Annotated in this window: 19 protein-coding genes; 12 read left to right on the top strand and 7 right to left on the bottom strand. The window is 55.5% G+C overall.

Translation table 11 applies throughout. The annotated features are described in order from the left end of the window. Window positions 1-192: 192 nt before the first annotated feature. From ACTJJ1_RS07000 to ACTJJ1_RS07015, 4 genes are all read left to right on the top strand, one after another. A complete protein-coding gene (locus ACTJJ1_RS07000; protein WP_122288583.1) occupies window positions 193-1,803 on the top strand; it encodes an inorganic phosphate transporter in 1,611 nt (536 codons plus the stop codon). A 26-nt stretch (window positions 1,804-1,829) separates the two neighbouring features. Next, complete coding sequence (ppk2, locus tag ACTJJ1_RS07005; RefSeq protein WP_440832946.1) at window positions 1,830-2,744, top strand: polyphosphate kinase 2; 915 nt, start codon at window positions 1,830-1,832, stop codon at window positions 2,742-2,744. A 162-nt stretch (window positions 2,745-2,906) separates the two neighbouring features. Continuing rightward, on the top strand, window positions 2,907-3,740 hold the full coding sequence (gene pbpG / locus ACTJJ1_RS07010) for a D-alanyl-D-alanine endopeptidase (protein WP_440832948.1): 834 nt from the start codon (window positions 2,907-2,909) through the stop codon (window positions 3,738-3,740). Window positions 3,741-3,885: 145 nt separating this feature from the next. Next, a complete protein-coding gene (locus ACTJJ1_RS07015) occupies window positions 3,886-4,872 on the top strand; it encodes an LLM class flavin-dependent oxidoreductase (protein WP_440832950.1) in 987 nt (328 codons plus the stop codon). A gap of 67 nt (window positions 4,873-4,939) precedes the next feature. Here ACTJJ1_RS07015 and ACTJJ1_RS07020 read toward each other — a convergent pair whose 3' ends face one another. Beyond that, on the bottom strand, window positions 4,940-6,244 hold the full coding sequence (locus ACTJJ1_RS07020) for an aminotransferase class I/II-fold pyridoxal phosphate-dependent enzyme (RefSeq protein WP_440832952.1): 1,305 nt from the start codon (window positions 6,242-6,244) through the stop codon (window positions 4,940-4,942). Window positions 6,245-6,312: 68 nt separating this feature from the next. Here ACTJJ1_RS07020 and ACTJJ1_RS07025 point away from each other — a divergent pair, with 68 nt between their 5' ends. The 3 genes from ACTJJ1_RS07025 to ACTJJ1_RS07035 are packed head-to-tail and all read left to right on the top strand — an operon-like array spanning window position 6,313 to window position 8,120. Continuing rightward, on the top strand, window positions 6,313-6,567 hold the full coding sequence (locus ACTJJ1_RS07025) for a hypothetical protein (protein ID WP_004944957.1): 255 nt from the start codon (window positions 6,313-6,315) through the stop codon (window positions 6,565-6,567). After that, window positions 6,564-7,280 carry a glutamine amidotransferase gene (locus tag ACTJJ1_RS07030; RefSeq protein ID WP_004944960.1) on the top strand — a complete coding sequence of 239 codons (717 nt, stop codon included), beginning with the start codon at window positions 6,564-6,566 and terminating at the stop codon, window positions 7,278-7,280. Before ACTJJ1_RS07025 ends, ACTJJ1_RS07030 begins: the two co-directional genes overlap by 4 nt. Then, the gene (locus ACTJJ1_RS07035) at window positions 7,281-8,120 is read left to right on the top strand and encodes a PfkB family carbohydrate kinase (protein WP_202290403.1); all 840 of its coding nucleotides are present in this window, start codon (window positions 7,281-7,283) and stop codon (window positions 8,118-8,120) included. A 44-nt stretch (window positions 8,121-8,164) separates the two neighbouring features. Here the strand turns inward: ACTJJ1_RS07035 and ACTJJ1_RS07040 are convergent, their stop codons facing one another. The 4 genes from ACTJJ1_RS07040 to ACTJJ1_RS07055 form a co-directional block, all read right to left on the bottom strand. Then, window positions 8,165-8,878: a flagellar brake protein gene (locus tag ACTJJ1_RS07040; protein ID WP_004944964.1), complete on the bottom strand. Its 714-nt coding sequence runs from the start codon at window positions 8,876-8,878 to the stop codon at window positions 8,165-8,167. Between the two features lie 73 nt (window positions 8,879-8,951). After that, window positions 8,952-9,734 carry an N-formylglutamate amidohydrolase gene (locus ACTJJ1_RS07045; protein ID WP_004944967.1) on the bottom strand — a complete coding sequence of 261 codons (783 nt, stop codon included), beginning with the start codon at window positions 9,732-9,734 and terminating at the stop codon, window positions 8,952-8,954. Window positions 9,735-9,831: 97 nt separating this feature from the next. Next, window positions 9,832-11,553: an ornithine lipid synthase OlsF gene (olsF, locus tag ACTJJ1_RS07050; RefSeq protein ID WP_004944970.1), complete on the bottom strand. Its 1,722-nt coding sequence runs from the start codon at window positions 11,551-11,553 to the stop codon at window positions 9,832-9,834. Window positions 11,554-11,872: 319 nt separating this feature from the next. After that, window positions 11,873-13,594: a lysophospholipid acyltransferase family protein gene (locus ACTJJ1_RS07055; RefSeq protein ID WP_122288588.1), complete on the bottom strand. Its 1,722-nt coding sequence runs from the start codon at window positions 13,592-13,594 to the stop codon at window positions 11,873-11,875. 1,029 nt (window positions 13,595-14,623) lie between these two features. Between ACTJJ1_RS07055 and ogt the strand changes: the two genes are divergently transcribed. The 3 genes from ogt (at window position 14,624) to uspE (ending at window position 17,368) form a co-directional block, all read left to right on the top strand. Then, the gene (gene ogt, locus ACTJJ1_RS07060) at window positions 14,624-15,148 is read left to right on the top strand and encodes a methylated-DNA--[protein]-cysteine S-methyltransferase (protein ID WP_004944976.1); all 525 of its coding nucleotides are present in this window, start codon (window positions 14,624-14,626) and stop codon (window positions 15,146-15,148) included. Window positions 15,149-15,514: 366 nt separating this feature from the next. Further along, the gene (locus ACTJJ1_RS07065; RefSeq protein WP_004944979.1) at window positions 15,515-16,279 is read left to right on the top strand and encodes an FNR family transcription factor; all 765 of its coding nucleotides are present in this window, start codon (window positions 15,515-15,517) and stop codon (window positions 16,277-16,279) included. A gap of 126 nt (window positions 16,280-16,405) precedes the next feature. Further along, window positions 16,406-17,368 (top strand): universal stress protein UspE, encoded by a 963-nt coding sequence (uspE, locus tag ACTJJ1_RS07070; protein ID WP_004944982.1) that lies wholly within the window; start codon window positions 16,406-16,408, stop codon window positions 17,366-17,368. Between the two features lie 57 nt (window positions 17,369-17,425). Here uspE and pntB read toward each other — a convergent pair whose 3' ends face one another. Together pntB and pntA are read right to left on the bottom strand one after the other, a co-directional pair. Next, window positions 17,426-18,820 carry a Re/Si-specific NAD(P)(+) transhydrogenase subunit beta gene (gene pntB, locus ACTJJ1_RS07075; RefSeq protein WP_004944985.1) on the bottom strand — a complete coding sequence of 465 codons (1,395 nt, stop codon included), beginning with the start codon at window positions 18,818-18,820 and terminating at the stop codon, window positions 17,426-17,428. 10 nt (window positions 18,821-18,830) lie between these two features. Continuing rightward, entirely contained in the window at window positions 18,831-20,360 is a 1,530-nt protein-coding gene (pntA, locus tag ACTJJ1_RS07080) for a Re/Si-specific NAD(P)(+) transhydrogenase subunit alpha (RefSeq protein WP_004944990.1), read from the bottom strand. A gap of 586 nt (window positions 20,361-20,946) precedes the next feature. Here pntA and ydgH point away from each other — a divergent pair. Continuing rightward, window positions 20,947-21,897 carry a DUF1471 family protein YdgH gene (gene ydgH / locus ACTJJ1_RS07085; protein WP_004944994.1) on the top strand — a complete coding sequence of 317 codons (951 nt, stop codon included), beginning with the start codon at window positions 20,947-20,949 and terminating at the stop codon, window positions 21,895-21,897. A 245-nt stretch (window positions 21,898-22,142) separates the two neighbouring features. Then, window positions 22,143-23,534, top strand: a complete 1,392-nt coding sequence (locus ACTJJ1_RS07090) for an amino acid permease (protein WP_006325624.1) — start codon at window positions 22,143-22,145, stop codon at window positions 23,532-23,534. The last annotated feature ends 27 nt before the right edge of the window (window positions 23,535-23,561 follow it).

A 23,561-nucleotide genomic window follows, 5' to 3' on the forward strand; every position in this document is an offset into this window, starting at 1 on the left:
CGAATAACCGCATTAATCAATAAACCAGACTCAGCCTTTATATCAATCTTTAAATACCAACGTTAATTATTTTCACTTTTCCAGATGATTAATATTACCGTCATAAAAAAGTCACATTAATTCCCAATACTTTCCTGGCAACGCCGTTCAACACCGTCAGTATTCTAATGAAGTTTATCGGGAAGGTCCTTTATGAGCGATAACAGCGCCGTTCAAGCGGGTGTGCCCTCTGCATCCAGCCTGCCAAAGATCTACCAAAAGAACAGTCGACTCACTGTTCTTTTTTTTGTTTTTTTATTAGTACTGGGGATCGCTTTTGCCGGAGTAAATCTATTTAACGACGTGACCGACGCCGGTGCAGTATATACCAGCTATCTCCCTTTTCTTTTATTGGGGTTAGCGCTGCTGATTGCGCTGGGCTTTGAATTCGTTAACGGTTTTCACGATACCGCCAATGCGGTGGCCACCGTTATTTACACCCATTCCCTGTCGCCGATGGTGGCGGTGGTCTGGTCGGGATTTTTCAACTTCCTCGGCGTTTTGCTCTCCAGTGGCGTGGTGGCGTTCGGCATCATTTCGCTGCTGCCGGTTGAATTGATTCTGCAAGCCGGCACCGGTAACGGCTTTGCCATGGTTTACGCCCTGCTGTTCTCGGCGATTATCTGGAACCTGGGCACCTGGTGGCTCGGGCTGCCGGCCTCCTCGTCGCATACGCTGATTGGTTCCATCATCGGCGTGGGCGTGGCTAACGCCCTGATCCACGGGCGCACCGGCACCAGCGGCGTGGACTGGGGACAGGCGATTAAAGTGGGTTATGCGTTGCTGCTTTCACCGGTGATCGGTTTTGTGTTTGCCGCCCTGCTGCTGCTGGCGTTGAAGGTGTTCGTTAAAAACCGCCAGCTGTACACCGCACCCAAAAATGATGCGCCGCCACCGCTGTGGATCCGGGGTTTGCTGATCCTCACCTGTACCGGCGTCTCCTTCGCCCACGGCTCCAACGACGGGCAAAAAGGCATGGGCCTGATCATGCTGATCCTGGTCGGCACCATGCCGATCGCCTATGCCCTGAACCGCTCAATGTCGCCGGAGCAAATCCCGCGCGTGGCGGCACTGGCGGAAGTCACCAAAAACGATCTGTTGCGCCAATTCCCGGCGGTCAGCCAGGTGCCGCCGCGCGAGGTGCTTACCGGCTATGTGCGTACCAATGAGCTGACGCCGGACGTAGTGCCCGCGCTGGCGCAGCTGACCGGCGCCATCGGCGATCAAGTCCGCCAGTACGGTTCCGTCGACAAGATCCCGGCGCAGGCGGTGTCCAACACCCGTAACGATATGTATCTGGCATCGGAAACCATCAAGCACCTGAAAGCGGAAAAACAGCTTCAGTTTTCCGCCGACTCGCAGCGCAATCTGGATGCGTTGAAAGGCGATCTGGACAGCGCCACCCGCTTTATCCCGTTCTGGGTCAAGGTGGTGGTGGCGATTGCCCTCGGCCTTGGCACCATGGTCGGCTGGCGGCGCATCGTGGTTACCGTCGGTGAGAAGATCGGTAAAAGCCACCTCACCTATGCCCAGGGTGCCAGCGCCGAACTGGTGGCGATGACCACCATAGGAGCGGCGGACGCCTTCGGCCTGCCGGTTTCGACCACCCACGTGCTGTCCTCCGGCATCGCCGGCACCATGGCGGCCAACCGCTCCGGCCTGCAAATGTCGACCCTGCGCAACCTGCTGATGGCCTGGGTTCTGACGCTGCCGGCCTCGATACTGCTTTCCGCCGGGCTGTACTGGGTTTTCACTCATTTCTAAAACCGGGTTAACACGGAGAATCAATTATGGCTATGCATGAATTTAACCGCGACGATACCTTCAACCAGCGCCTGCTGCAGGAGTTTTATGACAGCTATGACGAGGAACTGGAAATGGAGCTCGATGACCTGCGGTTTGACGACACCGAAGTGGACAGCGATCAGAAAAAAGCCTGGCGCAAACAGTATTTCCGCGAGCTGCTGCGCCTGCAAGGCGAGCTGGTGAAACTGCAAGACTGGGTAATGCGCACCGGCTACCGCGTGGTGATCTTGTTTGAAGGCCGCGACGCCGCCGGCAAAGGCGGGGTGATCAAACGCATCACCCAACGCCTGAACCCGCGCACCTGCCGCGTGGCGGCGTTGCCTGCACCGAACGACCGCGAGCGCACCCAGTGGTATTTCCAGCGCTACATCGCCCACCTGCCGGCGGCGGGTGAAATCGTGCTGTTCGACCGTAGCTGGTATAACCGCGCCGGGGTGGAAAAAGTGATGGGGTTTTGCAACGACGAGGAATACGAAGAATTTTTCCGCAGCGTGCCTGAATTTGAGAAAATGTTGACGCGCAGCGGCATCAAAATCATCAAATACTGGTTCTCGATCACCGATGACGAGCAGGAACTGCGCTTCCTCAGCCGCATTCACGATCCGCTGAAACAGTGGAAGCTCAGCCCGATGGACTTGGAGAGCCGTCGCCGCTGGGAAGACTACACCGAGGCCAAAGAAGTCATGTTAGCGCGCACTAACATTCCGGAAGCCCCCTGGTGGGTAGTTCAGGGCGTCGACAAGAAAAAGGCGCGGCTGAACTGCATCAGCCACCTGCTCCAGCAGTTGCCTTACGAAGAGACCGAAGGCAACGTGATCACTCTGCCGCCGCGCAAGCGCAGCCCGGACTATAACCGCCATCCGGTGCCTGACGATATGGTAGTCCCTGAAGTGTATTGATTTTCAATCGGGGGATGGGTTGCCATCCCCCTGTCTGACACCATGATGGATACTCTGGCCTTTTGCCTGCATATTCATCGCCTTCACCCTATTTTCTCCACATTTGCTATGCAGACTCTTACCGATATTTTTTAGTCGCTTAGAGTAAGAGCCTCGCTTGTCATGTCATTCTTGAATTGTGTTATCCCTTTTTCCCTTCGGCGTTTTCGCGCCGTTATCGCGCTCAGCCTGCTGTTTGTTATCGCTCCTGCACAGGCCGCCGCGCCGCTGGTATTGCATTCAAAAGCCGTGTTGGTCGTCAATCAGCGTACCGGCAAAACGCTGTTCCAGAAACAGGCTGATCGCGTGCTGCCCATCGCTTCGCTGACCAAGCTGATGACCGCTATGGTGGCGCTGGACAGCCGCCGTCCGCTGGGCAATAAAATGAGGGTGACCGCCGCCGATCGCGATTTATTGAAGAAAACCCACTCACGGTTGACCCTGGGGTCGTCACTCAGCCGCCGCGATATGTTGCACATTGCGCTGATGTCATCCGAGAACCGCGCGGCAGCCGCCCTAAGCCGTAATTACCCCGGCGGCCGCAAGGCGTTTGTGGCGAAAATGAATAGGAAGGCGCGCAGCATCGGCATGAAACACGCCCGTTTCTATGACCCTACCGGGCTGACGCCGCGCAATGTCGCCAGCGCCAACGATCTGCTTAAAATGGTCAATCACGCTTATCGCTATCAAACCATTCGCCGTTTCAGTACCGATAAGCAGCATGTCGTTTACCCCGGCCGTGGCCAACTGGTGTACCGCAGTTCCAACGGCCTGATCAATAACCGCAACTGGAACATTCAACTGCAAAAAACCGGCTATACCAACGAGGCCGGCCACTGTCTGGTGATGAGAACCCTGATAAAAGGGCAGCCGGTAGTGATCATCCTGCTGGGTTCCCAACAGCGCTACGGCCATTATGACGATGCGCTGCGCCTGAAAACCTGGCTGGAGTCCTGAGCGCTTGCGCAGTGCGCCTTTAACCGCCCTGCGCATAACTAAATCCGTTTTTTATCAATGGAATATCCTATCCACAATCAGTATTACGCCCTTGGCGCCCTGCATGGTATTTGTCATAAATAATTGATGATAAAGGAGCAGGAAAATGGCTTATGCCTTGAGCGTGTTGGATAAAAGTCCGATTGCCGAAGGAGAAAGCGCCGCCCAGGCGCTGGCGCGTACGCTGCATCTGGCGCAGCAGGCGGAAATCTGGGGTTACCGCCGTTTCTGGTTGGCGGAGCATCACAATACCCCGCAGCTCGCCTGCCCTTCACCCGAGGTGTTGATCGCCTATTTGCTTGGGCAAACCTCACGCATTCGCATCGGTTCCGGCGGCGTAATGCTGCAACACTACAGCGCTTATAAGGTTGCGGAAAACTTCAACCTGCTGGCGACGCTTGCACCGGGCCGGGTCGATCTGGGCGTGGGGAAAGCCCCCGGCGGGCTGCCGCTTTCTACCCAGGCGTTGCAGGCCGCGCACGACCAGCAGCATAAACCGGATTTCCCGCAACAATTGGCCCAGCTCAATGCTTATCTGAATGACGATGCACAACCTGGTCTGAGCGCCACCCCCCAACCTGAGCAATCCGCCCAACGCTTTCTGCTGGGTGCCAGTAGCGAAAGTGCCCAACTTGCCGCCGAACACGGCTGGGCGTTTGTTTATGCCGCACAGCTCAATGGCAATCCAGACGATATTCAGCGGGCGTTGGCGCACTACTCCGTGCAAAGCGGTGGCCGCAAAGCCCTGCTGGCGGTAGCGGCGATCGTCGCAGACACGGCTGCGCAGGCCAAAGAGTTGGCAGCCGGGATCCAGCAATACCGCGTGCACGTGGCCGGCGGGCAGAGCGTGACCGTTGGCAGCCTGGAGCAGGCGGAGAGTTTTGTTCAGCAGGCCGGCGCGACCGATTACCGCATCGAGCCGCGCGAAAGCCATATTCTGCTCGGCACTGCGCAGCAGGTACGCCGGCAGTTGGACCAACTGCACCAGCAATATGGCGTGGAGGAGTTTGTCATTGATACGCCGGTTAGCCAACCCACCGCCCGCCTGGCCTCTTTGCAACTGCTGGCGCAGGAGAGCCTGGCGTTGGCTTGATCGGGGAACGGGGCCATAGGCGTTAAATCGGCATTGACCATTGGCCATACCGATTTGATGCCCACATTCAGTTAACCAGGGTGCCGGCGACCATCGCCACAGCCAAATCCTGCGCCAGCCGCTCACGTTCTTCCGTAAGCAGGTTGGCCAGGCTGATGCGGACAGCCGGGCCACTTTTCAGTCGGAACGGCTCACCGCTTTGCACCAACCAGCCGCGCTGCGCCATGATTTGGCTGGCGGCGGCTTCTGAGCGCACCGGCAACCAGATATGCACGCCTTCCCCCGCAGGCAACGGCATGCCGGTCAGAGCGCCCAATTGCGCTGCCAGCGCATCGCGCCGCGTCTGATAGGTTTCCTGTGCCCGCAACAGCAAGCCATCGCCCTGCACCTGCGTCCATAATTTGACGGCAATCTGCTGCAAGATATGGCTGACCCAACGCTCGCGGATGTATTGATCGGCACGCATCGCCAGCAACAGCGACGGTTTGCCGCAGGCCAACGCAATGCGCAGGTCCGGGCTGAGGAACTTGCTCAGCGACAGCACATACAGACCGTTGCCGGCACCGCAGGGTAAATACAGCGGTTGCTGCGACAGCGGCCCCCAGAAATCATCGACAATCGCCAGGCAACCGGGCTGTTGCGCCAGGAACTCGCGCCAACACTTGGCGCGGGCGGCGCTGAGCGACATACCGGTCGGGTTCTGCGCGCGCGGCGTGAGGATCACCGCGCAACCCAAGGTTGCGACATCCTTCTCCGGCAGTTGGCACCCTTGATCATCGACCGCCAGCGGCAGCGGTTTCAGGCGAAGGTGCCGTAACAACGTCAGCAGCGGCGGCCAACAAGGATCTTCCACCCATACCGCAGCCCCCGGTGCCGCATGGCAGCGCAGCGCCTTTTCAATGGCGTCCAGCGCGCCGGAAAACACCGCCGGTTCGCCCAACGCGGCACCTTGTTCGGTGAGCCACTCGCGGCCCAGCGTGCACAATGCCGGTAAATCGCCGCTGACGTCATAGCCATTTTGCTGCGGGAAGACGTCATCCTTACCCAGCGACAGTGCCGGTAGCAGCGCCGCATCCAGATTGCCACTGGCTAAATCGCGCATGCCTTCAGGCACCTGGCGTACGCTGCGCACCGCCCTTAACGGCTGGTCAAGCACCTGGGTACCGGCGCGGCCGCGGGTGGCCACCAAACCGGCATCCCGCAGTTTGCCGTACGCACTGGCGACCGTGTTAGGGTTCACCCCCAGTTCCCCGGCCAACTGGCGCACCGGCGGCAACAGGTCACCCGGTTGCAAATCGCCCCGTTTTATCTGCGCGCCGATCTGTTCAGCAATCTGGACAGCGCTGCCGCCTTTTGCATACAATGAACCCATACATAAAACCTTTTTGTATTAGTTCAAAATAGCTTACCCGTTTCGAACGCAAAAGTTAAGGGGTCAAAATGGAAAAACATTACGTACTCGACATTCAGCACGCCGGCAAAGCCTTCGCCCGCATGCAGATGTTCACGCCCTGGGCTGCCGATCAACTGCAACAGGCCATGTCCCTGTTTCCCGCCGAGCAGGGCTACCAATTGCACATCAGCCAGGTCAAAGAGCGGCGGATCCTTTATCAGAGCGGTGCAAAAGGTATTACCGTGCTCGGCGATGCGTTGGAACTGGCGCCTTATCACCACCCGAGGGAGGTAGAGCAATGAAAAAAGTTGTCGCTATCAGGCATGTAAATTTTGAAAACCTCGGTATTCTGGGATCATTGCTTTCACTGCGTGGCTATCAGATTGATTATTACGATGCTGGCCGTGACGATATCCGCGCCATCAACAATGAAGATACCGATTTGCTGGTAGTGCTCGGCGGGCCGATCAGCGCCGCGCAGCATTTTGCCGGACAGCAACACTATCCGTTTCTTAACGACGAACTGGCGCTGGTCACCCAACGGTTACAGCAACGTCAGCCCACGCTCGGCATTTGCCTGGGCGCGCAGGTGATGGCTCAGGCTTTGGGCGCCGGTGTAGTGTCGCTGGGCGTGAAAGAGATCGGTTACGCGCCGCTGACGCTGGCGGAAAATGAAGACTCCGTACTGGCGCCGCTGGCGGCAACGCCGGTGCTGCACTGGCACGGGGATATGTTTACCCTCCCGGAGGGGGCAACCTGCATGGCCAGCACCGAGGCTTGCCGTTATCAGGCGTTTGAATATCAGGATTTCGCGCTTGGGTTGCAGTTCCACCTGGAAGCCGATCATCGAGATATTGAACGCTGGTTGGTTGGCCACGCCTGTGAGTTGGAGTTAGCCGGCATCGACCCGCAGCAATTGCGCGACCAGGCCGCACGCCATGGCGCAGAACTGGAACAGCGCGCCCGCCAGGTATTTGCGCGGTGGCTGGATAAAAACGAACAAAGGACGCGTTAGATGCAACAAGCTTCTCAATTGCAATCGCCGCTGATTGATGTGATCAGCATTCAATCGCAGGTCGTGTACGGCAGCGTCGGCAACGGTATCGCCTATCGCACCCTGCTGAAAAAGGGACTGGAAGCGCTGCAGGTGCCCAGCGTGCTGTTCGGCTGCCCGCCCTATTACGGTGCCCCCAGCGGCGGCGTGATTTCAGCCGAATGGTTCAGCGGTTTTCTGGAGGATTTGATCGCTCGCGGTGTGATGAAACGCACGCGGGCGGTGATCGTCGGCTATCTGGGTGATGTCGCCCAGTGTCATATTCTGGATGCTTGGTTGCAACGGGTTCGCGCTATCAATCCGCAGATAAAAATCTATATCGACCCGGTGATGGGCGATTACGGTGAAGGCGTGTACGTGGACCCGCGTATCGTCAGTTGTTATCGTTCGCCGTTCCTGAGCCTTGCCAACGGCCTGACGCCCAATGGGTTTGAACTGGAGCAACTTTGCGGGCACGGCCTGGCTACGCGGGAACAGACGCAACACGCTGCGCAGGCGCTGTTAAATGACACGACCGAGTGGGTGTTGGTGACCAGCGCACCGGGCATTGCGGAAAACGACGATGAGTTAGGGTTATTGCTGGTCAGCCACAATCAGGTGCAAAGCTATACCCACCCTAAAATCAAATCAAAGGTGAAAGGCACCGGTGACATGTTTACCGCGCTGCTGGTCAGCCATTTGCTGCACGGCAGAAGCCTCAACGACGCCATAGTTACCGCCGGCGGCGAGGTGTGTGACGTGTTGGCGGAAGCGGAGCATTTCGGTTGGGAAGAGATTGGCAGCCTGCGCGCCTTGAGATAGGACAGATCCATCGAGGGGCAGCCCGCTGCCCCTGTTCGTCTGATTCAGCGTTTCTTCTTTTTATTGAAATCCAATTCAAACGCAAACACCGCGCTCTGGATTTTTCTTTCCATTGCCAGGCCGAGATTGATAAAGCGGCACGACAAACGCGAGAAATGCACCGGTTTGTCATTGTCATCCAACTCCTGATCTTCGTTGATCACCATCAGTTCCATATTGACCTTGAAACTGCCGTAACTGCCAAGATCCAACAGCGCCTTTTTGAACTGGAGGCCCGGTTGAAGTTTGTCCGGCAGCGGGCCATCGAAGCGCAAGCCCACACCGCCGGCAGAGAGATCGTGGATCCTTAATTGGTACGAGGTGCCGTCGGCATATTCTCCGCTGCAGAGAAACTGACGCCAGTGTGGCGTGGTGACACGGAATTGACGGCGGCGCTGGATGTAAACCAGCTCCTTTGGCAGGCGGGTTGAACAGGCTTGAACGCCCAGATGGTCGGTAAATTCTGGTTGGCCAACGGCAAATTCGATCTTCGCATCATTGTTTTCAATCACGATGGTAAATTCGCCATCCGCCCGTGTATCCGCATCGTCGCCGCTGAAAACGATATTGTCGGGCCCTACGCTCAATAATAAACTCTGAAACTGCTGCTGCTGGTTAACGACCCGCAGCGGAGTGCGTTGTTTACAAATGTCACGCAATATCGCCAGAACCTCAAAACGCTCCCGTTTGATAAACAATCCGTTATCATTGTGCTCCACACGTCTCTCCTGACTCTTCCCAATGGCGATTACATATTCCTTACAGTTATCATCACTGGGAATATTCCTAAAGTCAAATTTGCCAGCGATGCCAGGCCTGTGGGAGCAGCCTTGCGAAGCGTTTTGCCCAGGCCCGCTGGCCAGGTTCATCGGCGATCAGATCCTGGCGGATCTCGATGCCAACGTAAGGTAACCCGCGTCGTTCCGCATGCACCGGCAGGGTGTAATCCGTCGCGTCGGTCATCGCATAAGGTTCGTTGACTCCCACCAGCAAATCCCCCTCCTCCCGCAGCAGCTCTGCCAGCAGGTGGGCAAACGCCGGTTGGCGGTTAAACAACAGCCCAACCTGCCAGGGGCGGGAATGGCCTTTGAACACCGGCGTAAAACTGTGCATCGCGATAATGGCGGTGGGTTTTTCGCGCAGTTGCCGCTCGCCCAGCGTATCGTCGATGCGGTGGTGATACGGCAGGAAAATTTCCCGCTCGCGGGCCAGCGCGTGCTCGGCATCAATGCCGATATTGCCGGGAATAGGCGTCAGCTCCGACAGATGCGGGATCGAGCTGGCGATGCCCGGAGCCCGGTTGCAGTCGATCACCAAACGTGAGTAACGCTGATGAATCAGCGTGGCATCCAGATGGCGGCTGAGGTGACGCGAAACCTCCAACGCGCCAATATCCCAACCGATATGACGATCGATTTCACCGGGCGGCAGCCCCAGATCGCCCAAGCGTTGCGGTATCGCCTGGCCGGCATGATCGCACAGCAATAAAAAGGGGGCGGTACCCTTGGGCGTTTCAACCGCAACGGCGGGAGGCTCATCGGCGGATAACAATTGCGGAACAAAGGACTGTGGCATGCAAGACTCCGGGGTGGGATAAACCCTCATCCTAGCGCTATCCCACCGCTGGCCCCAAGCCGGGGCTTAGATCAAAAACGCATGATTGCGTGACCGATCACTCTATGCAGGCTTCCTGCGGCTGATGAACCGCAATATAACGCTGGAAGCGCGACGGTTTTAGCCGGGTGAGATCAACCAACACCAATCCGTCGATGCAGTTGTTGAACGCCGGATCGGTGCCAAAATCAATAAACTGCACCCCGCCCGGCTCACACAGCTCGGTATATTGTTTATACAAGGTCGGGATCGAGCAGCCGATGTTGCTCAGCAGGCTTTTCAGCCGCACCAGATCTTCTTGATAATTATCGCCGGCAAATTGCGCCAAGACCTGCGGCAGCGAAGCCGGATAAGGCTGGCGTGACTGCGCCAACGCGCTTCCCGGAGAGAAATACAGCCGGTAGAAAGCGATCAACAGGTCACGCGCCGCCACCGGCATGCCGCCGGATATGGAGACCGGACCAAACAGATAGCGATACTGCGGGTATTTTGCCAGGTAGGCGCCAATGCCCAGCCACAGGTAATCCAGCCCACGTTTGCCCCAGTAGGCCGGTTGGATAAAGCTGCGGCCCAGTTCGATGCCCTGCGCCAGGATCGGTGCCATATCGCGGTCATAATGGAACAGGCTGTTGCTGTAGATACTTTCCAGGCCCTTGCGCTCCAACTGCTCGGCGGTGGGAATAAAACGGTAGGCGCCGACAATTTCCAGTTCGTCCGCATCCCATAACACCAGGTGATAATAGTCGTCGTCGTAGCTGTCCAGATCGCGCCGACGGCCGGAACCTTCGCCCACCGCACGGAAAGCGATCTCGCGCAGGCGACCTAGTTCACGCAGGATAGGCGTACGAGCCTCATCCTGGCGGCGATACAGGTAAATGATTTTGCCGTCCGGCGTTACGCCCAGTTGTTCGCAATTTGCCAACGCCTTCTTCAGCTCAAGCCGATCTTCAGGCAGGGCGATGGCCGATTCGCTGGCGAACAGCCCTTCCTTGCCCTGGCCCAAACGATAAACGTGACGACGAAAGCGTTCGGCCAAATCTTTGGCGCTGGTGTGGCCATCGTGCCAGTTGGCGAACGGAATGCGGCCGCCAACGCGGATTTTGATACGGCCGCCCTGCTGCTGGAACATTTCACGCACCAGCAACAAGGTGGATAACGGGCGGTAGACCAGCGAGGTGAAGTAAAACAGGTTGCTGTTACGCGCGCTGATGTGGATCGGCACAATCGGCGCCCGCGCCTTGGCCGCCAGGCGCAAGAAGCCGGTATGCCAGTGGCCGTCGCGAATGCCTTTCGGACTCATGCGCGACACTTCGCCGGCAGGGAACAAGATCAGCGCACCCTGTTTGTCCAGTTGCGCCTGCATGCCTTCAATTTGCTTGCGGCTGGTTTTATAACCCACGTTGTCCACCGGCACGAACAGGCTGCGCAGCGGTTCGATATAGGTCAGCAGTTGGCTGGCGACCACCTTCACATCCGGTCGCACCGCCGCGACCGCACGCAGCAACACCAGACCGTCCAGCGAGCCGATGGGATGATTCGCGACCAGCACCACCGGCCCCTGGCTTGGAATATTTTCCAGATCGCCATCCACCAGCTCACAGCTGAGGTTGAAGTAATCGACCACTTGCTCGATCAAATCCAGGCCCTTCAGGTGCGGATAATCGGCGGCAAACTGTTTGAATTCTTTTTCGAAGAGTAAAGTTCTGAGCAGGCTACGCTGCCAGGCAGGGGTATTGCGGTGTGGAAATGCATCTTGCAACAGAGAATCCAAGCTGAACATCGCGTTATCTCCTGGCTTAGTCGCTGCAAACTTATGCCAGCGCCATGACCCTAACATGTCAGTTACATGACAAAAAAATGAAATCCCTCGCCTATCAGGTATAGCAAATTATTGAAGAAATGGCGGCGCCGGTTTTTCCATCACCGCCGATGCCGCATTTTAAGCTACTGACACAGATGCCCAGCGGGGCTGATTGCCGGCATGCCGTTACTGCTCCTATCAACCCCCTGCGGTATTAATATGCCGCCGTACACTGCGCCAGGACAGGCTATCCCCCACCGCCGGCCCCAAACCGAAGCTTAGATGAACACGTGGTCGATCACTCTACGCAAGCCTCCTGCGGCTGATGAACCGCAATATAGCGTTGGTAGCGCGACGCTTTAATCCGGGTGAGGTCGACCAGCACCAGCCCGTCGATACAGTTACTGAACGCAGGATCGGTGCCAAAATCAATAAACTGTACCCCGTCCGGCTCGCACAGCTCGGTATACTGTTTATACAAGGTGGGGATCGAGCAACCGATATTGCTCAGCAAGCTTTTCAGCCGCACCAGATCTTCTTGATAATTATCGCCGACAAACTGTGCCAGGACCTGCGGCGACGAAACCGGGTAAGGTTGACGCGACTGCGCCCGCGCGCTCCCCCGTGAGAAATACAGCCGATAGAAAGCAATCAACAGATCATGTGCCTCTCCCGGCATCTTGCCGGAGATGGAGACCGGACCAAACAGATAGCGGAGCTGCGGATATTTGGCCAGATAGGCACCAATGCCCAACCACAGGTAATCCAGCCCACGCTTGCCCCAATAGGCCGGTTGGATAAAGCTGCGGTCCAGCTCGAGGGCCTGCGCCAGGATCGGCGCCATCTCGCGGCCAAAGTGGAACAGGCTGTTGCTGTAGATACTTTCCAGGCCCTTGCGCTCCAACTGCTCGGCGGTAGGAATAAAACGGTAGGCACCGACAATTTCCAGCTCGTCCGCATCCCACAGCACCAGGTGATAATAGTCGTCGTCATAGCTGTCCAGATCGCGCCGACGGCCGGAACCTTCGCCCACCGCGCGGAAAGCAATCTCGCGCAGGCGACCTAGTTCACGCAGGATAGGCGTACGAGCCTCATCCTGGCGGCGATACAGGTAAATGATTTTGCCGTCCGGCGTTACGCCCAGTTGTTCGCAATTTGCCAGCGCCTTCTTCAGCTCCAGCCGATCCTCAGGCAGGGCGATAGCCGATTCGCTGGCGAACAGCCCTTCCTTGCCCTGGCCCAGACGATAAACGTGACGACGGAAGCGCTCGGCCAAATCTTTGGCGTTGGTGTGGCCGTCGTGCCAATTGGCAAACGAAATGCGGCCGCCAACGCGGATTTTGATATGGCCGCCCTGCTGCTGGAACATTTCACGTACCAGCAACAAGGTGGATAACGGGCGATAAACCAGCGAGGTGAAGTAAAACAGGTTGCTGTTACGCGCACTGATGTGGATCGGCACAATCGGCGCCCGCGCCTTGGCCGCCAGGCGCAAGAAGCCGGTATGCCAGTGGCCGTCGCGAATGCCTTTCGGGCTCATGCGCGACACTTCACCGGCGGGGAACAGGATCAGCGCGCCCTGTTTATCGAGTTGCGCCTGCATGCCTTCAATTTGCTTGCGGCTGGTTTTATAGCCTACGTTGTCCACCGGCACGAACAGGCTGCGCAGCGGTTCGATATAGGTCAGCAGTTGGCTGGCAACCACTTTCACATCCGGCCGCACCGCCGCGACTGCACGCAGCAGCACCAGCCCGTCCAGGGATCCGATTGGGTGGTTTGCCACCAGCACCACCGGCCCCTGGCTTGGAATGTTTTCCAGGTCACCGTCGACCAGTTCACAGCTGAGGTTGAAATAGTCCACCACTTGCTCGATCAAATCCAGCCCCTTCAGGTGCGGGTAATCGGCGGCAAACTGTTTGAGCTCTTTTTCGAAGAGTAAGGTTCTCAGCAGGCTGCGCTGCCAGGCAGGGGTATTGCGGTGTGGAAATGCATCTTGCAACAGAGAATCCAAGCTGAACATCACGTTATCTCCTGGCTTTGCCGCTGCAAACCTATGGCAGCGCCATGGCCCTAACATGTCAGTTACATGACAAAACAATGAAGCCCAGCGACCTGTCAGGCGCATCACATTCTTGAAGATGCGGCGGCGATGTTTTTTTCCATCATCGCCGCCGCAGCATTTTTATGCGCCTGAAACGATCGCTCATAGGTACTAAATCTGCGGTAAACATGCCATCGCACACGGCTCCAGGGCGGGCCATATGCGAACATTGCGCACTATACCTGCAACCCTCACCACCCACCACAAAAACATTAATTAATCTTCACTATAATCCAGATTATGGCATTAATTCATCCTCTTCACCATTATTCAAGTCAATCAACGAATAGAATAATGGCATGCCTTAAAACGTTTTTATATATGACGATTTTTTAATTGGCCATCTTGTTTTAAATCAATGCATCCCACTTAATTTTTTGTTAATTACATATATTTTACATTTCCCATGATAGGGATTGGTGATATCCATCCCACCCATGATACTGGCGTTGCCACTACTTGATAACAACAAAATAAAACAATAAAAATAAATTAAGTAACATCAATAACTTCGTAACAAGAATAGTCAACTCTATTTATTAAATACACAAAAACGCCGGTATTCACGTTTCAATTTTCTATAAGGTAATCACCTAAAATTATTTTACCCCTATCGTCACGCCGCTAAATAAAATATCATCTGAATTAATTTCAGTCACAACCATTGATGGTGAAAATAATAACCACAAGATACAAGGAGTCGTCATCAACTATAACCAACCTTGCAATAACAGTGTGCTGACAATGAAAAACCATTAAAAATCACCAAAAAAAACATAAAATTAACTTATGAATATGCATATTCATTAATGGCATGTCTCTATCCGACACCTTCTACTCTTGCGATTAGCAAAGTTTCAGCCCCCTCCATCTTCATGTCCGAAATCCGCCATCGCACCGCCGCATTTCGTGCAATAATCTCCCCATCAAACGAGAGGAGTAATCAAAATGCAGACCTTTTTTATTGATCGTATGGCGACCCCCGTTGGCGAACTGGTGCTGATTGCCGACGAACAGGACCGCTTGCGCGCTATCGACTGGACCGAGCACGAAGTGCGTCTGATGAAACTGCTGAATACCCATTACCGCGCCGACCGTTTCCAATTGCAGGAAAAAGCTAACCCCGGCGGTCTGACCGACATCATGCAACGCTATTTTGCCGGTGAGCTGGCGGTGATTGACAGCCTGCCAGTCATGACCGCGGGCACGGAGTTCCAGCGTACCGTCTGGCAGCAACTGCGCCGGATACCCTGCGGCGAGATCATTACCTATGGCGAATTGGCGAAACGCATCGGGCGCCCGACCGCCTCCCGCGCGGTCGGTATGGCCAATGGCTCCAATCCGATCAGCATCGTGGTACCTTGTCATCGGGTGATTGGCTCGCAAGGAGCGTTGACCGGTTATGCCGGGGGTGTGCAACGTAAACAGTGGCTGTTGAAACACGAAGGCTATTTGCAGAACGATCTGCTTTAATTCGCGTCGCCAGCCACGTCGGCGCGCTTCTGCGCTGGTGCGGAAAAGGGGTCGGCCGGAACGCGTCAGGCAATATCACCAGGTTCCGGCCATAAATGCGCACCTCAGGATGGCAAACACCGATAGTGAAATAGTGCTTACCCTAAAAAACTTGCCTGATCCGGGGTTACAGACGGCTGTCGCGCGGGCAAAGCATTTGCATAAGTTATGAGAAAATCAAAAATATTCAGTCAGCTACAGGATAATCAGCGGCATAACAGAACAAAATTCGCACACAATGCCCCTGTTCATGTTAATGCTACTCTTATCACCTGCGGCAAAAGATGTTAAAATTGACGCATATCAATTATTGAATGAGCGTAATCTATGATCCCGGAAAAACGCGTGATTCGTCGTATCCAGTCTGGTGGTTGTGCGATCCATTGTCAGGACTGCAGCATCAGCCAGCTGTGCATTCCTTTTACTCTTAATGCTCATGAGCTGGACCAGCTCGACAACATTATCGAAAGGAAAAAGCCTATCCAGAAGGGGCAGACCCTGTTTAAGGCCGGCGATGAACTGAAATCCTTATACGCTATCCGCTCCGGGACCATCAAGAGCTACACCATTACCGAACAGGGTGACGAACAAATCACCGGCTTCCATCTGGCAGGCGATCTGGTCGGTTTTGACGCCATTGGCGGCCTGAAGCATCCAAGCTTCGCTCAGGCTCTGGAAACCGCAATGGTCTGCGAGATCCCGTTTGAAACCCTGGACGACCTTTCCGGTAAAATGCCTAATCTGCGCCAGCAAATTATGCGGTTGATGAGCGGCGAGATTAAAGGCGATCAGGATATGATTCTGCTGCTGTCGAAGAAAAATGCCGAAGAGCGCCTGGCGGCGTTCGTCTACAACCTGTCGCGCCGCTTTGCGGAACGGGGCTTCTCACCACGTGAGTTCCGCCTGACCATGACCCGTGGCGACATCGGCAACTATCTTGGTCTGACCGTTGAGACCATCAGCCGCCTGCTGGGCCGCTTCCAGAAAAGCGAAATCCTCAGCGTCAAAGGCAAATACATCACCATCGAAAACGTCGACGCCCTGTCGGTGTTGGCCGGCACGCCTCGCATCAACGTGACCGTAAACGCCTGATCCCATGCCGGGTCAATAATTCCGCAGAATTATTGACCCGACTCATCTCTGCCGCTGTTCTGATTTTCAATGTTGGGTTACTCTGTAAATTAACAGACTGTTGATTTTCAGCTGTAAGGAGGCCCTATGGCGAAGTATCAGAATCTTCTGGTGGCTATTGACCCCAATCAGGACGATCAACCGGCGCTGCGTCGGGCGGTTTACCTGATAAAACGGAACGGCGGGCGTATCAAAGCCTTTCTTCCTATCTATGACTTCTCTTACGAGATGACGACCCTGCTCTCCCCCGACGAACGGACGGCGATGCGGCAAGGCGTTATCAGCCAACGCGCCGCGTGGATTAACGAGCAATGCCGTTTTTACCTCGACGAAGGCGTTCCTATTGAAATCAAAGTGGTCTGGCATAACCGCCCTTTTGAGGCAATCATTCAGGAAGTGATCTCCGCCAAGCATGATTTGCTGCTGAAAATGGCACATCAGCACGACCGGCTGGAATCGGTTATTTTCACCCCGACCGACTGGCATCTGTTACGCAAATGTCCGTGCCCGGTGTGGATGGTCAAAGATCAACCCTGGCCGGAAGGCGGCAAGGCGGTGGTCGCCGTCAATCTGGCCAGCGAAGAACCCTATCACGATCCGCTGAACATCAAGCTGGTGCAGGAAACCGTCGAACTGGCGCAAAACGTCAACCAGACGGAAGTGCATCTGGTCGGAGCCTACCCTGTTACCCCTATCAATATCGCCATTGAACTGCCTGATTTTGATCCCAGCGTCTATAACGACGCCATTCGCGGGCAGCATCTGATCGCCATGAAGGCATTAAGGCAGAAGTTCTGTATTAACGAAGAGTTCACCCACGTTGAAAAAGGCCTGCCGGAAGAGGTGATCCCGGATTTGGCCGAACACTTGCAGGCGGGCGTGGTTGTATTGGGGACATTAGGCCGCACCGGTATTTCGGCGGCGTTTATCGGCAACACGGCAGAACATGTGATCGACCATCTGAAATGTGATCTTCTGGTGATTAAGCCGGAAAACTTCAACTGCCCCATCGAAGTCGATGAAGACGATGAACACGACGACGAGGACTGATTTTCGGGCATAAAAAAACACGGGCCAATTAAGGCCCGTGTTTTTTATTGGCTGCGGTTAAGCCTGCAACGCTCTCAGTATCGCTTCCACACTCTCTTTGGCATCGCCAAACAGCATCTGGGTGTTCTCTTTGAAGAACAGCGGGTTCTGCACGCCGGCGTAACCGGTGTTCATCGAACGTTTAAAAGCAATCACGTTTTGCGCTTTCCACACTTCCAGCACCGGCATGCCGGCGATCGGGCTGCGCGGATCCTCCAGCGCGGCCGGGTTCACCGTGTCGTTGGCGCCGATCACCAGCACGGTATCGGTATCCGGGAAGTCTTCGTTGATTTCGTCCATCTCCAGCACCACGTCGTACGGCACCCTGGCTTCCGCCAGCAGCACGTTCATGTGGCCCGGTAAACGCCCGGCAACCGGGTGAATGCCGAAACGCACTTTGATGCCGCGCGCGCGCAGTTTTTCGGTGATTTCCGCCACCGGATATTGTGCCTGCGCGACCGCCATGCCATAGCCTGGGGTGATGATCACCGAAGTGGAATTCTTCAGTTGCTCGGCCACCTCTTCCGCCGTGGTTTCACGATATTCGCCCATTTCTTCCGCATTGCCGGTCGAGGAGCCATCGGTACCGAAACCGCCGGCGATCACGCTGATAAACGAACGGTTCATCGCCTTACACATAATGTAAGACAGGATGGCGCCCGAGGAACCCACCAACGCGCCGGTAACGATCAGCAGATCGTTGCTCAACATAAAGCCCGCAGCGGCGGCGGCCCAGCCCGAATAGGAGTTGAGCATCGACACGACTACCGGCATGTCGGCACCGCCGATAGAGGCAACCAGATGCCAACCGAAGGCCAGCGCAATCGCGGTCATCAGCACCAACGCCACCGCCTGCCAGCCCACGCTGTCAGTACGAACGAAAACGACCAACAGCAGGAAGGAGATTACCAGCGCCGCCAGGTTCATCTTGTGGCGATTCGGCAATGCCAGCGGTTTGGATGAGATGATGCCACGCAGTTTACCGAAAGCGACAATCGAACCGGTGAAGGTGACCGCACCGATAAAGATGCCGAGGAACACTTCGGTCAGATGGATATTCTCCATCACCGGCTCCATCGGCGCGCCGTGATCCAGGTAGCTGTTCAGGCCCACCAATACCGCCGCCAGGCCAACGAAACTGTGCAACACCGCCACCAACTCCGGCATTTCGGTCATTTCGACTTTTTTCGCCAGATAGACGCCGATGGAACCACCGATAATCATCGCAATGATGATCCAACCCACGTTGCCGGAATCCGGCCCGAGGATGGTGGCAATCAACGCAATTGCCATCCCGGCGATGCCAAACAGGTTGCCCTGCTTCGACGTTTCATGGCGCGACAGACCGGCCAGGCTGCAAATAAACAAAATAGCGGCAACAATGTATGCAGCTGTAACTAATCCTCCAGACATGTGCTACCCCTTAGTTCTTGCGGAACATCTTCAGCATGCGCTGAGTGACGGTGAATCCACCAAAAATATTGATGCTGGCAATCAGCACGGCGATGAAGGAGAGGAAACTCACCCAGCCGCCGTGACCAATTTGCAATAACGCACCGACCACGATAATCCCTGAGATCGCATTAGTGACCGACATCAACGGGGTATGCAATGCATGGCTGACGTTCCAAACCACGTAGTAACCCACCACGCAGGCCAGCGCAAACACGGTAAAGTGAGACAGGAACTCTTTTGGCGCGGCGTTAGCCAACCAGCCGAACAGAATAATCGCCAGCGCGATCAGCCCGTATTTCAGCCAAGGTGAAATCGGTTTCGCCGCCGGTTTAGCGATCGGTGCCGCCGCTTGCGCCTGCTTCGGCTGTGCGGAAACCTGGATTGGCGGAGCAGGCCAGGTCACCTCGCCGCTGCGCACCACGGTGACGCCGCGGATCACGGTGTCCTCGAAATCGATATCGATTTCGCCGTTTTTCTCTTTCGTCAGCAATTTCAGCAAATTAACCAGGTTAGTGCCGTAAAGCTGTGAAGACTGGGTCGGCAAGCGGCTTGGCAGATCGGTATAGCCAATGATTTTTACGCCATTGTCAGTGACGGTCACGCGGTCGGCCACGGTCAACTCGCAGTTGCCGCCGTTTTGCGCCGCCAGATCGACGATCACGCTGCCCGGCTTCATCGAAGCCACCATCTCTTTAGTGATAAGCTTTGGCGCAGGTTTACCCGGTATCAGCGCGGTGGTGACAATAATGTCGACCTCTGCCGCCTGGGCGGCAAACAACGCCATCTCAGCCTTGATAAAGGCTTCCGACATCACTTTGGCGTAACCGTCGCCGCTGCCCGCCTCTTCCTCAAAGTCCAACTCGAGGAACTCTGCGCCCATGCTCTGCACTTGCTCTTTTACTTCCGGGCGGGTGTCGAAGGCACGTACGATCGCCCCCAAGCTACCTGCCGCGCCAATCGCCGCCAAACCCGCGACGCCAGCACCGATGATCATCACTTTCGCCGGTGGAACCTTGCCGGCTGCGGTGATCTGGCCGGTGAAGAAACGGCCAAACTCATGTGCCGCTTCAACAATCGCGCGGTAACCGGCGATATTGGCCATCGAGCTGAGCGCATCCATCGACTGCGCGCGGGAAATACGCGGCACCGAATCCATCGCTATCGCGGTGACGTTGCGCGCAGCCAGTTTTTCGATAAGCTCCGGGTTTTGCGCCGGCCAGATAAAACTGACCAACGTACTGCCCTCACGCATTAACGCGATCTCGTCCTCTTGTGGCGCGTTAACTTTCAAAATCAGATCCGATTGCCAAACGTCGGCAGTATCGGTAATCGTCGCTCCTGCGGTTTCATAAGCCGCATTGTCAAAGCTTGCCAGTTTACCCGCGTCGCTTTCGACAGCGACGGTAAAGCCCAGCTTCAGCAGTTGTTCCACCGTTTTCGGCGTTGCTGCAACCCGGGCTTCATTGGCCAACCGTTCTCTTGGTACACCAATACGCATAATGTTCCCTTCTCACCTGTCTTTGATGATGTTTATTATCTTCCTACCCATAGCAGTAGCGCCGGCTGACATCTCGCCCCGTCGTCTTTCAAGACTGTGCGTTATTGGCTGCAATTTGAAAGCCACAGAGTGACTTGTCGGCATCGAATTAAGGCACCATCTATAACCTACTGAAAATATGATCGATGATCCATAATTGCTTACGCATTCACGCCTGTTTTTACATAAAAATTCAGACAACGACATGACAAATCGCAATTTTAAGTTAAAAAGCCGTGCGCACCGCCGTTTTTGCTGCAGATTCGTGACGAACGCTTACCTGAAGATATCCGCCCCACGCGGCCAGAATGAATGAAAGTTATAAAATTGTGAATAATTAACACTTATGTCATCAAAGGCTTTATTATTGAAACTTATGGCGATTACGCAGCAAATGGCGTAAACAATCCTTCATGGGATTTGTCTCATGCGATGACATAAAATGCTGAGACACTTGTCGAGATTACATGTAATAATCGGCGGCTGAATTACCCATAAACAGTTCAGCACGTTATAAACGTTAATGCGCTTGGCGAAAGGATTTTTTATGAAGCTGAAGAACACGATCATCGCATCAGCCTTGTTATCACTCACTGCGCTGTCTGCTCATGCGGCACTTGAGTTAACTCCTGAAAAAGCAGCGGCGCTGAAGCCGTTTGATCGCATCACTATTACCGGCCGCTTTAATGCCATCAATGAAGCCGTTGAGGCCGTATCCCGCCGTGCAGACAAACTGGGCGCAGATTCCTTCTACATCCAGGACAGCAATAACAGCAACAATGGCGGCAACTGGCGCGTCACCGCAGATCTTTATCATAAAGACGCGGCAGAAGTGAGCAAAGAGCCGAAGTACCGCGTCATTAACGGCGTGACCGAATTACCGAAAGAACAGGCGTACCTGCTTGAGCCTTACGATACGGTAACCGTCAGCGGTTTCTACCGCAGCCAGCCGGACATCAACGACGCCATCACCAAAGAAGCGAAAAAGAAAGGCGCTGCCTCATTCTTTATTGTCCGTCAGGTTGATGCTAACCAGGGTGGTAACCAGTTCATCACCGCCTACATCTATAAAGCCGATGCGCCTAAGCGCGTGGTCCAGAGCCCGGATGCCATTCCTGCCGACTCTGAAGCCGGCAAAGCTGCATTGGCCGCCGGTGGCGCTGCCGCCGCCCAAGTTGAAATCCCGGGCGTGGCTTCTTCAGGTTCGCCAAGCCGTGACGTAGGCCGTTTCTTCGAAACCCAGTCTTCTACCGGCCAACGCTATACCGTCACGCTGCCGAACGGCACCAAAATCCAGGAAGTGAACAACGTCACCGCCGCGCAGATGGTGCCGTTTGATTCCGTGACCTTCACCGGTCACTTCAACAGCATGACGGATATTTCCACCGAAGTGGCGAAGCGTGCCGCTGCGAAAGGTGCCAAGTTCTACCACGTGACTCGTCAGTGGCAGAACAAGAGTGGCGGCAACCTGACCGTGAGCGCCGATCTGTTCAAATAAGTTTCACTTCGCGGTTTACTCTCGGGCAGCCATTGGGCTGCCCGTTTTTTTGCCGATTAGCCCCCCGCGCCGGTTGAATAATTTTTTGTAAATTCCGCATATTCAATCATTGCATCGGCAACGATCCATCCGTAGAATTTGCGCCTGTTTTTAGGGCTATTATCTATTTGTTCAGTAATTGTCATTACGTTGTTACTGCCAATCAGTTACCTAACAGTTGTTTATTCTGCGCTCAGGATCCGTCATTGGAAAAAAAACTAGGTCTTACCGCGTTAACCGCATTGGTGCTCAGTTCCATGCTGGGCGCCGGGGTTTTCAGCCTGCCGCAAAACATGGCGCAAGTCGCCAGCCCGGCCGCACTGCTGCTGGGTTGGGCGATCACCGGCGTCGGCATCCTGTTTCTGGCTTTTGCCATGCTGTTGCTCACCCGCCTGCGACCCGATCTGGACGGCGGGATTTTCACCTATGCGAAAGAAGGCTTTGGCGAGCTGGTGGGCTTCTGCTCCGCATGGGGATATTGGCTATGTGCGGTGATCGCCAACGTCTCCTATCTGGTAATCGTGTTTGCCGCACTGAGCTTGTTTACCGATCGCGGCGGCGATGTCATTTTGGGTGACGGCAATACCTGGCAGGCGCTATTGGCGGAATCGTTGCTGCTGTGGATCGTGCATGCGCTGGTGCTGCGTGGGGTGCAAACCGCGGCCAGTATCAACCTGGCGGCAACATTGGCCAAGCTTTTGCCGCTTGGCCTGTTTGCCGTCTTGGCGGCTATCGCGTTCAAAATGGACGTATTTACCCTGGATTTCCACGGCGTCGCGCTCGGCAAACCGGTGTGGGAACAGGTAAAAAACACCATGCTGATTACTCTGTGGGTGTTTATCGGCGTGGAAGGCGCGGTGGTGGTTTCCGCGCGAGCACGCAATAAAAAAGATGTGGGCCGCGCAACCATGTTGGCGGTGCTCTCCGCGCTGGCGGTTTACCTGATGGTGACGCTGCTGTCGCTGGGGGTGGTGCCGCGCAGTGAAGTGGCCGGGATGCGTAACCCCTCGATGGCAGTGCTGATGGTCGATCTGATTGGCCCCTGGGGGGATGTGATTATCGCCGCCGGCCTGATCGTGTCCGTATGCGGCGCTTATTTGAGCTGGACGATTATGGCCGCTGAAGTGCCGCTGCTGGCCGCCCAGCACGGCGCTTTTCCTAAAATATTCCGCAAGCAGAACAAGAATCATGCGCCTTCGGCTTCGCTATGGCTGACCAATATCGCGGTACAATTCGCGCTGGTGGTGATCTGGCTGACCGGCAGCAACTATAACTCGTTGCTGACTATCGCCTCGGAAATGATTCTGGTGCCTTACTTCCTGGTCGGTGCCTTCCTGTTCAAGGTCGCGCTGCGCCGCCAGGACAAACGGCTGATGTTCGCCGCCACCGGTGCCTGCCTGTACGGTATTTGGCTGCTGTACGCATCAGGGTTGATGCATCTGTTGATGTCGGTGTTGCTGTATGCGCCGGGGTTGCTGGTGTTTATCTATGCTCGACGCGGGCACGAGAATGTCAAATTGCTGAATCAGCTGGAGAAAAGCAGCATCTTGCTGTTGCTGGTGGCTACGGTGCCGGCGGGTTGGTTTATGCTGCAGTAGTGAAGGACGGCCGGGTGAAATCACCCG

It is taken from the genome of Serratia sp. 22264 (assembly GCF_052045345.1).
Taxonomy (GTDB): Bacteria; Pseudomonadota; Gammaproteobacteria; order Enterobacterales; family Enterobacteriaceae; genus Serratia; species Serratia plymuthica.

Excerpts from the sequence above, each read along its gene's own strand:
- ppk2 (WP_440832946.1), top strand. The coding sequence starts at position 1,830 with ATGGCTATGCATGAATTTAACCGCGACGATACCTTCAACCAGCGCCTG.
- ACTJJ1_RS07030 (WP_004944960.1), top strand. The coding sequence starts at position 6,564 with ATGAAAAAAGTTGTCGCTATCAGGCATGTAAATTTTGAAAACCTCGGT.
- ACTJJ1_RS07000 (WP_122288583.1), top strand. The coding sequence starts at position 193 with ATGAGCGATAACAGCGCCGTTCAAGCGGGTGTGCCCTCTGCATCCAGC.
- ACTJJ1_RS07025 (WP_004944957.1), top strand. The coding sequence starts at position 6,313 with ATGGAAAAACATTACGTACTCGACATTCAGCACGCCGGCAAAGCCTTC.
- ACTJJ1_RS07015 (WP_440832950.1), top strand. The coding sequence starts at position 3,886 with ATGGCTTATGCCTTGAGCGTGTTGGATAAAAGTCCGATTGCCGAAGGA.
- uspE (WP_004944982.1), top strand. The coding sequence starts at position 16,406 with ATGGCGAAGTATCAGAATCTTCTGGTGGCTATTGACCCCAATCAGGAC.
- ACTJJ1_RS07065 (WP_004944979.1), top strand. The coding sequence starts at position 15,515 with ATGATCCCGGAAAAACGCGTGATTCGTCGTATCCAGTCTGGTGGTTGT.
- ACTJJ1_RS07035 (WP_202290403.1), top strand. The coding sequence starts at position 7,281 with ATGCAACAAGCTTCTCAATTGCAATCGCCGCTGATTGATGTGATCAGC.
- ACTJJ1_RS07045 (WP_004944967.1), bottom strand. The coding sequence starts at position 9,734 with ATGCCACAGTCCTTTGTTCCGCAATTGTTATCCGCCGATGAGCCTCCC.
- ACTJJ1_RS07020 (WP_440832952.1), bottom strand. The coding sequence starts at position 6,244 with ATGGGTTCATTGTATGCAAAAGGCGGCAGCGCTGTCCAGATTGCTGAA.
- ACTJJ1_RS07055 (WP_122288588.1), bottom strand. The coding sequence starts at position 13,594 with ATGTTCAGCTTGGATTCTCTGTTGCAAGATGCATTTCCACACCGCAAT.
- ogt (WP_004944976.1), top strand. The coding sequence starts at position 14,624 with ATGCAGACCTTTTTTATTGATCGTATGGCGACCCCCGTTGGCGAACTG.
- olsF (WP_004944970.1), bottom strand. The coding sequence starts at position 11,553 with ATGTTCAGCTTGGATTCTCTGTTGCAAGATGCATTTCCACACCGCAAT.
- pntB (WP_004944985.1), bottom strand. The coding sequence starts at position 18,820 with ATGTCTGGAGGATTAGTTACAGCTGCATACATTGTTGCCGCTATTTTG.
- ydgH (WP_004944994.1), top strand. The coding sequence starts at position 20,947 with ATGAAGCTGAAGAACACGATCATCGCATCAGCCTTGTTATCACTCACT.
- pntA (WP_004944990.1), bottom strand. The coding sequence starts at position 20,360 with ATGCGTATTGGTGTACCAAGAGAACGGTTGGCCAATGAAGCCCGGGTT.
- pbpG (WP_440832948.1), top strand. The coding sequence starts at position 2,907 with ATGTCATTCTTGAATTGTGTTATCCCTTTTTCCCTTCGGCGTTTTCGC.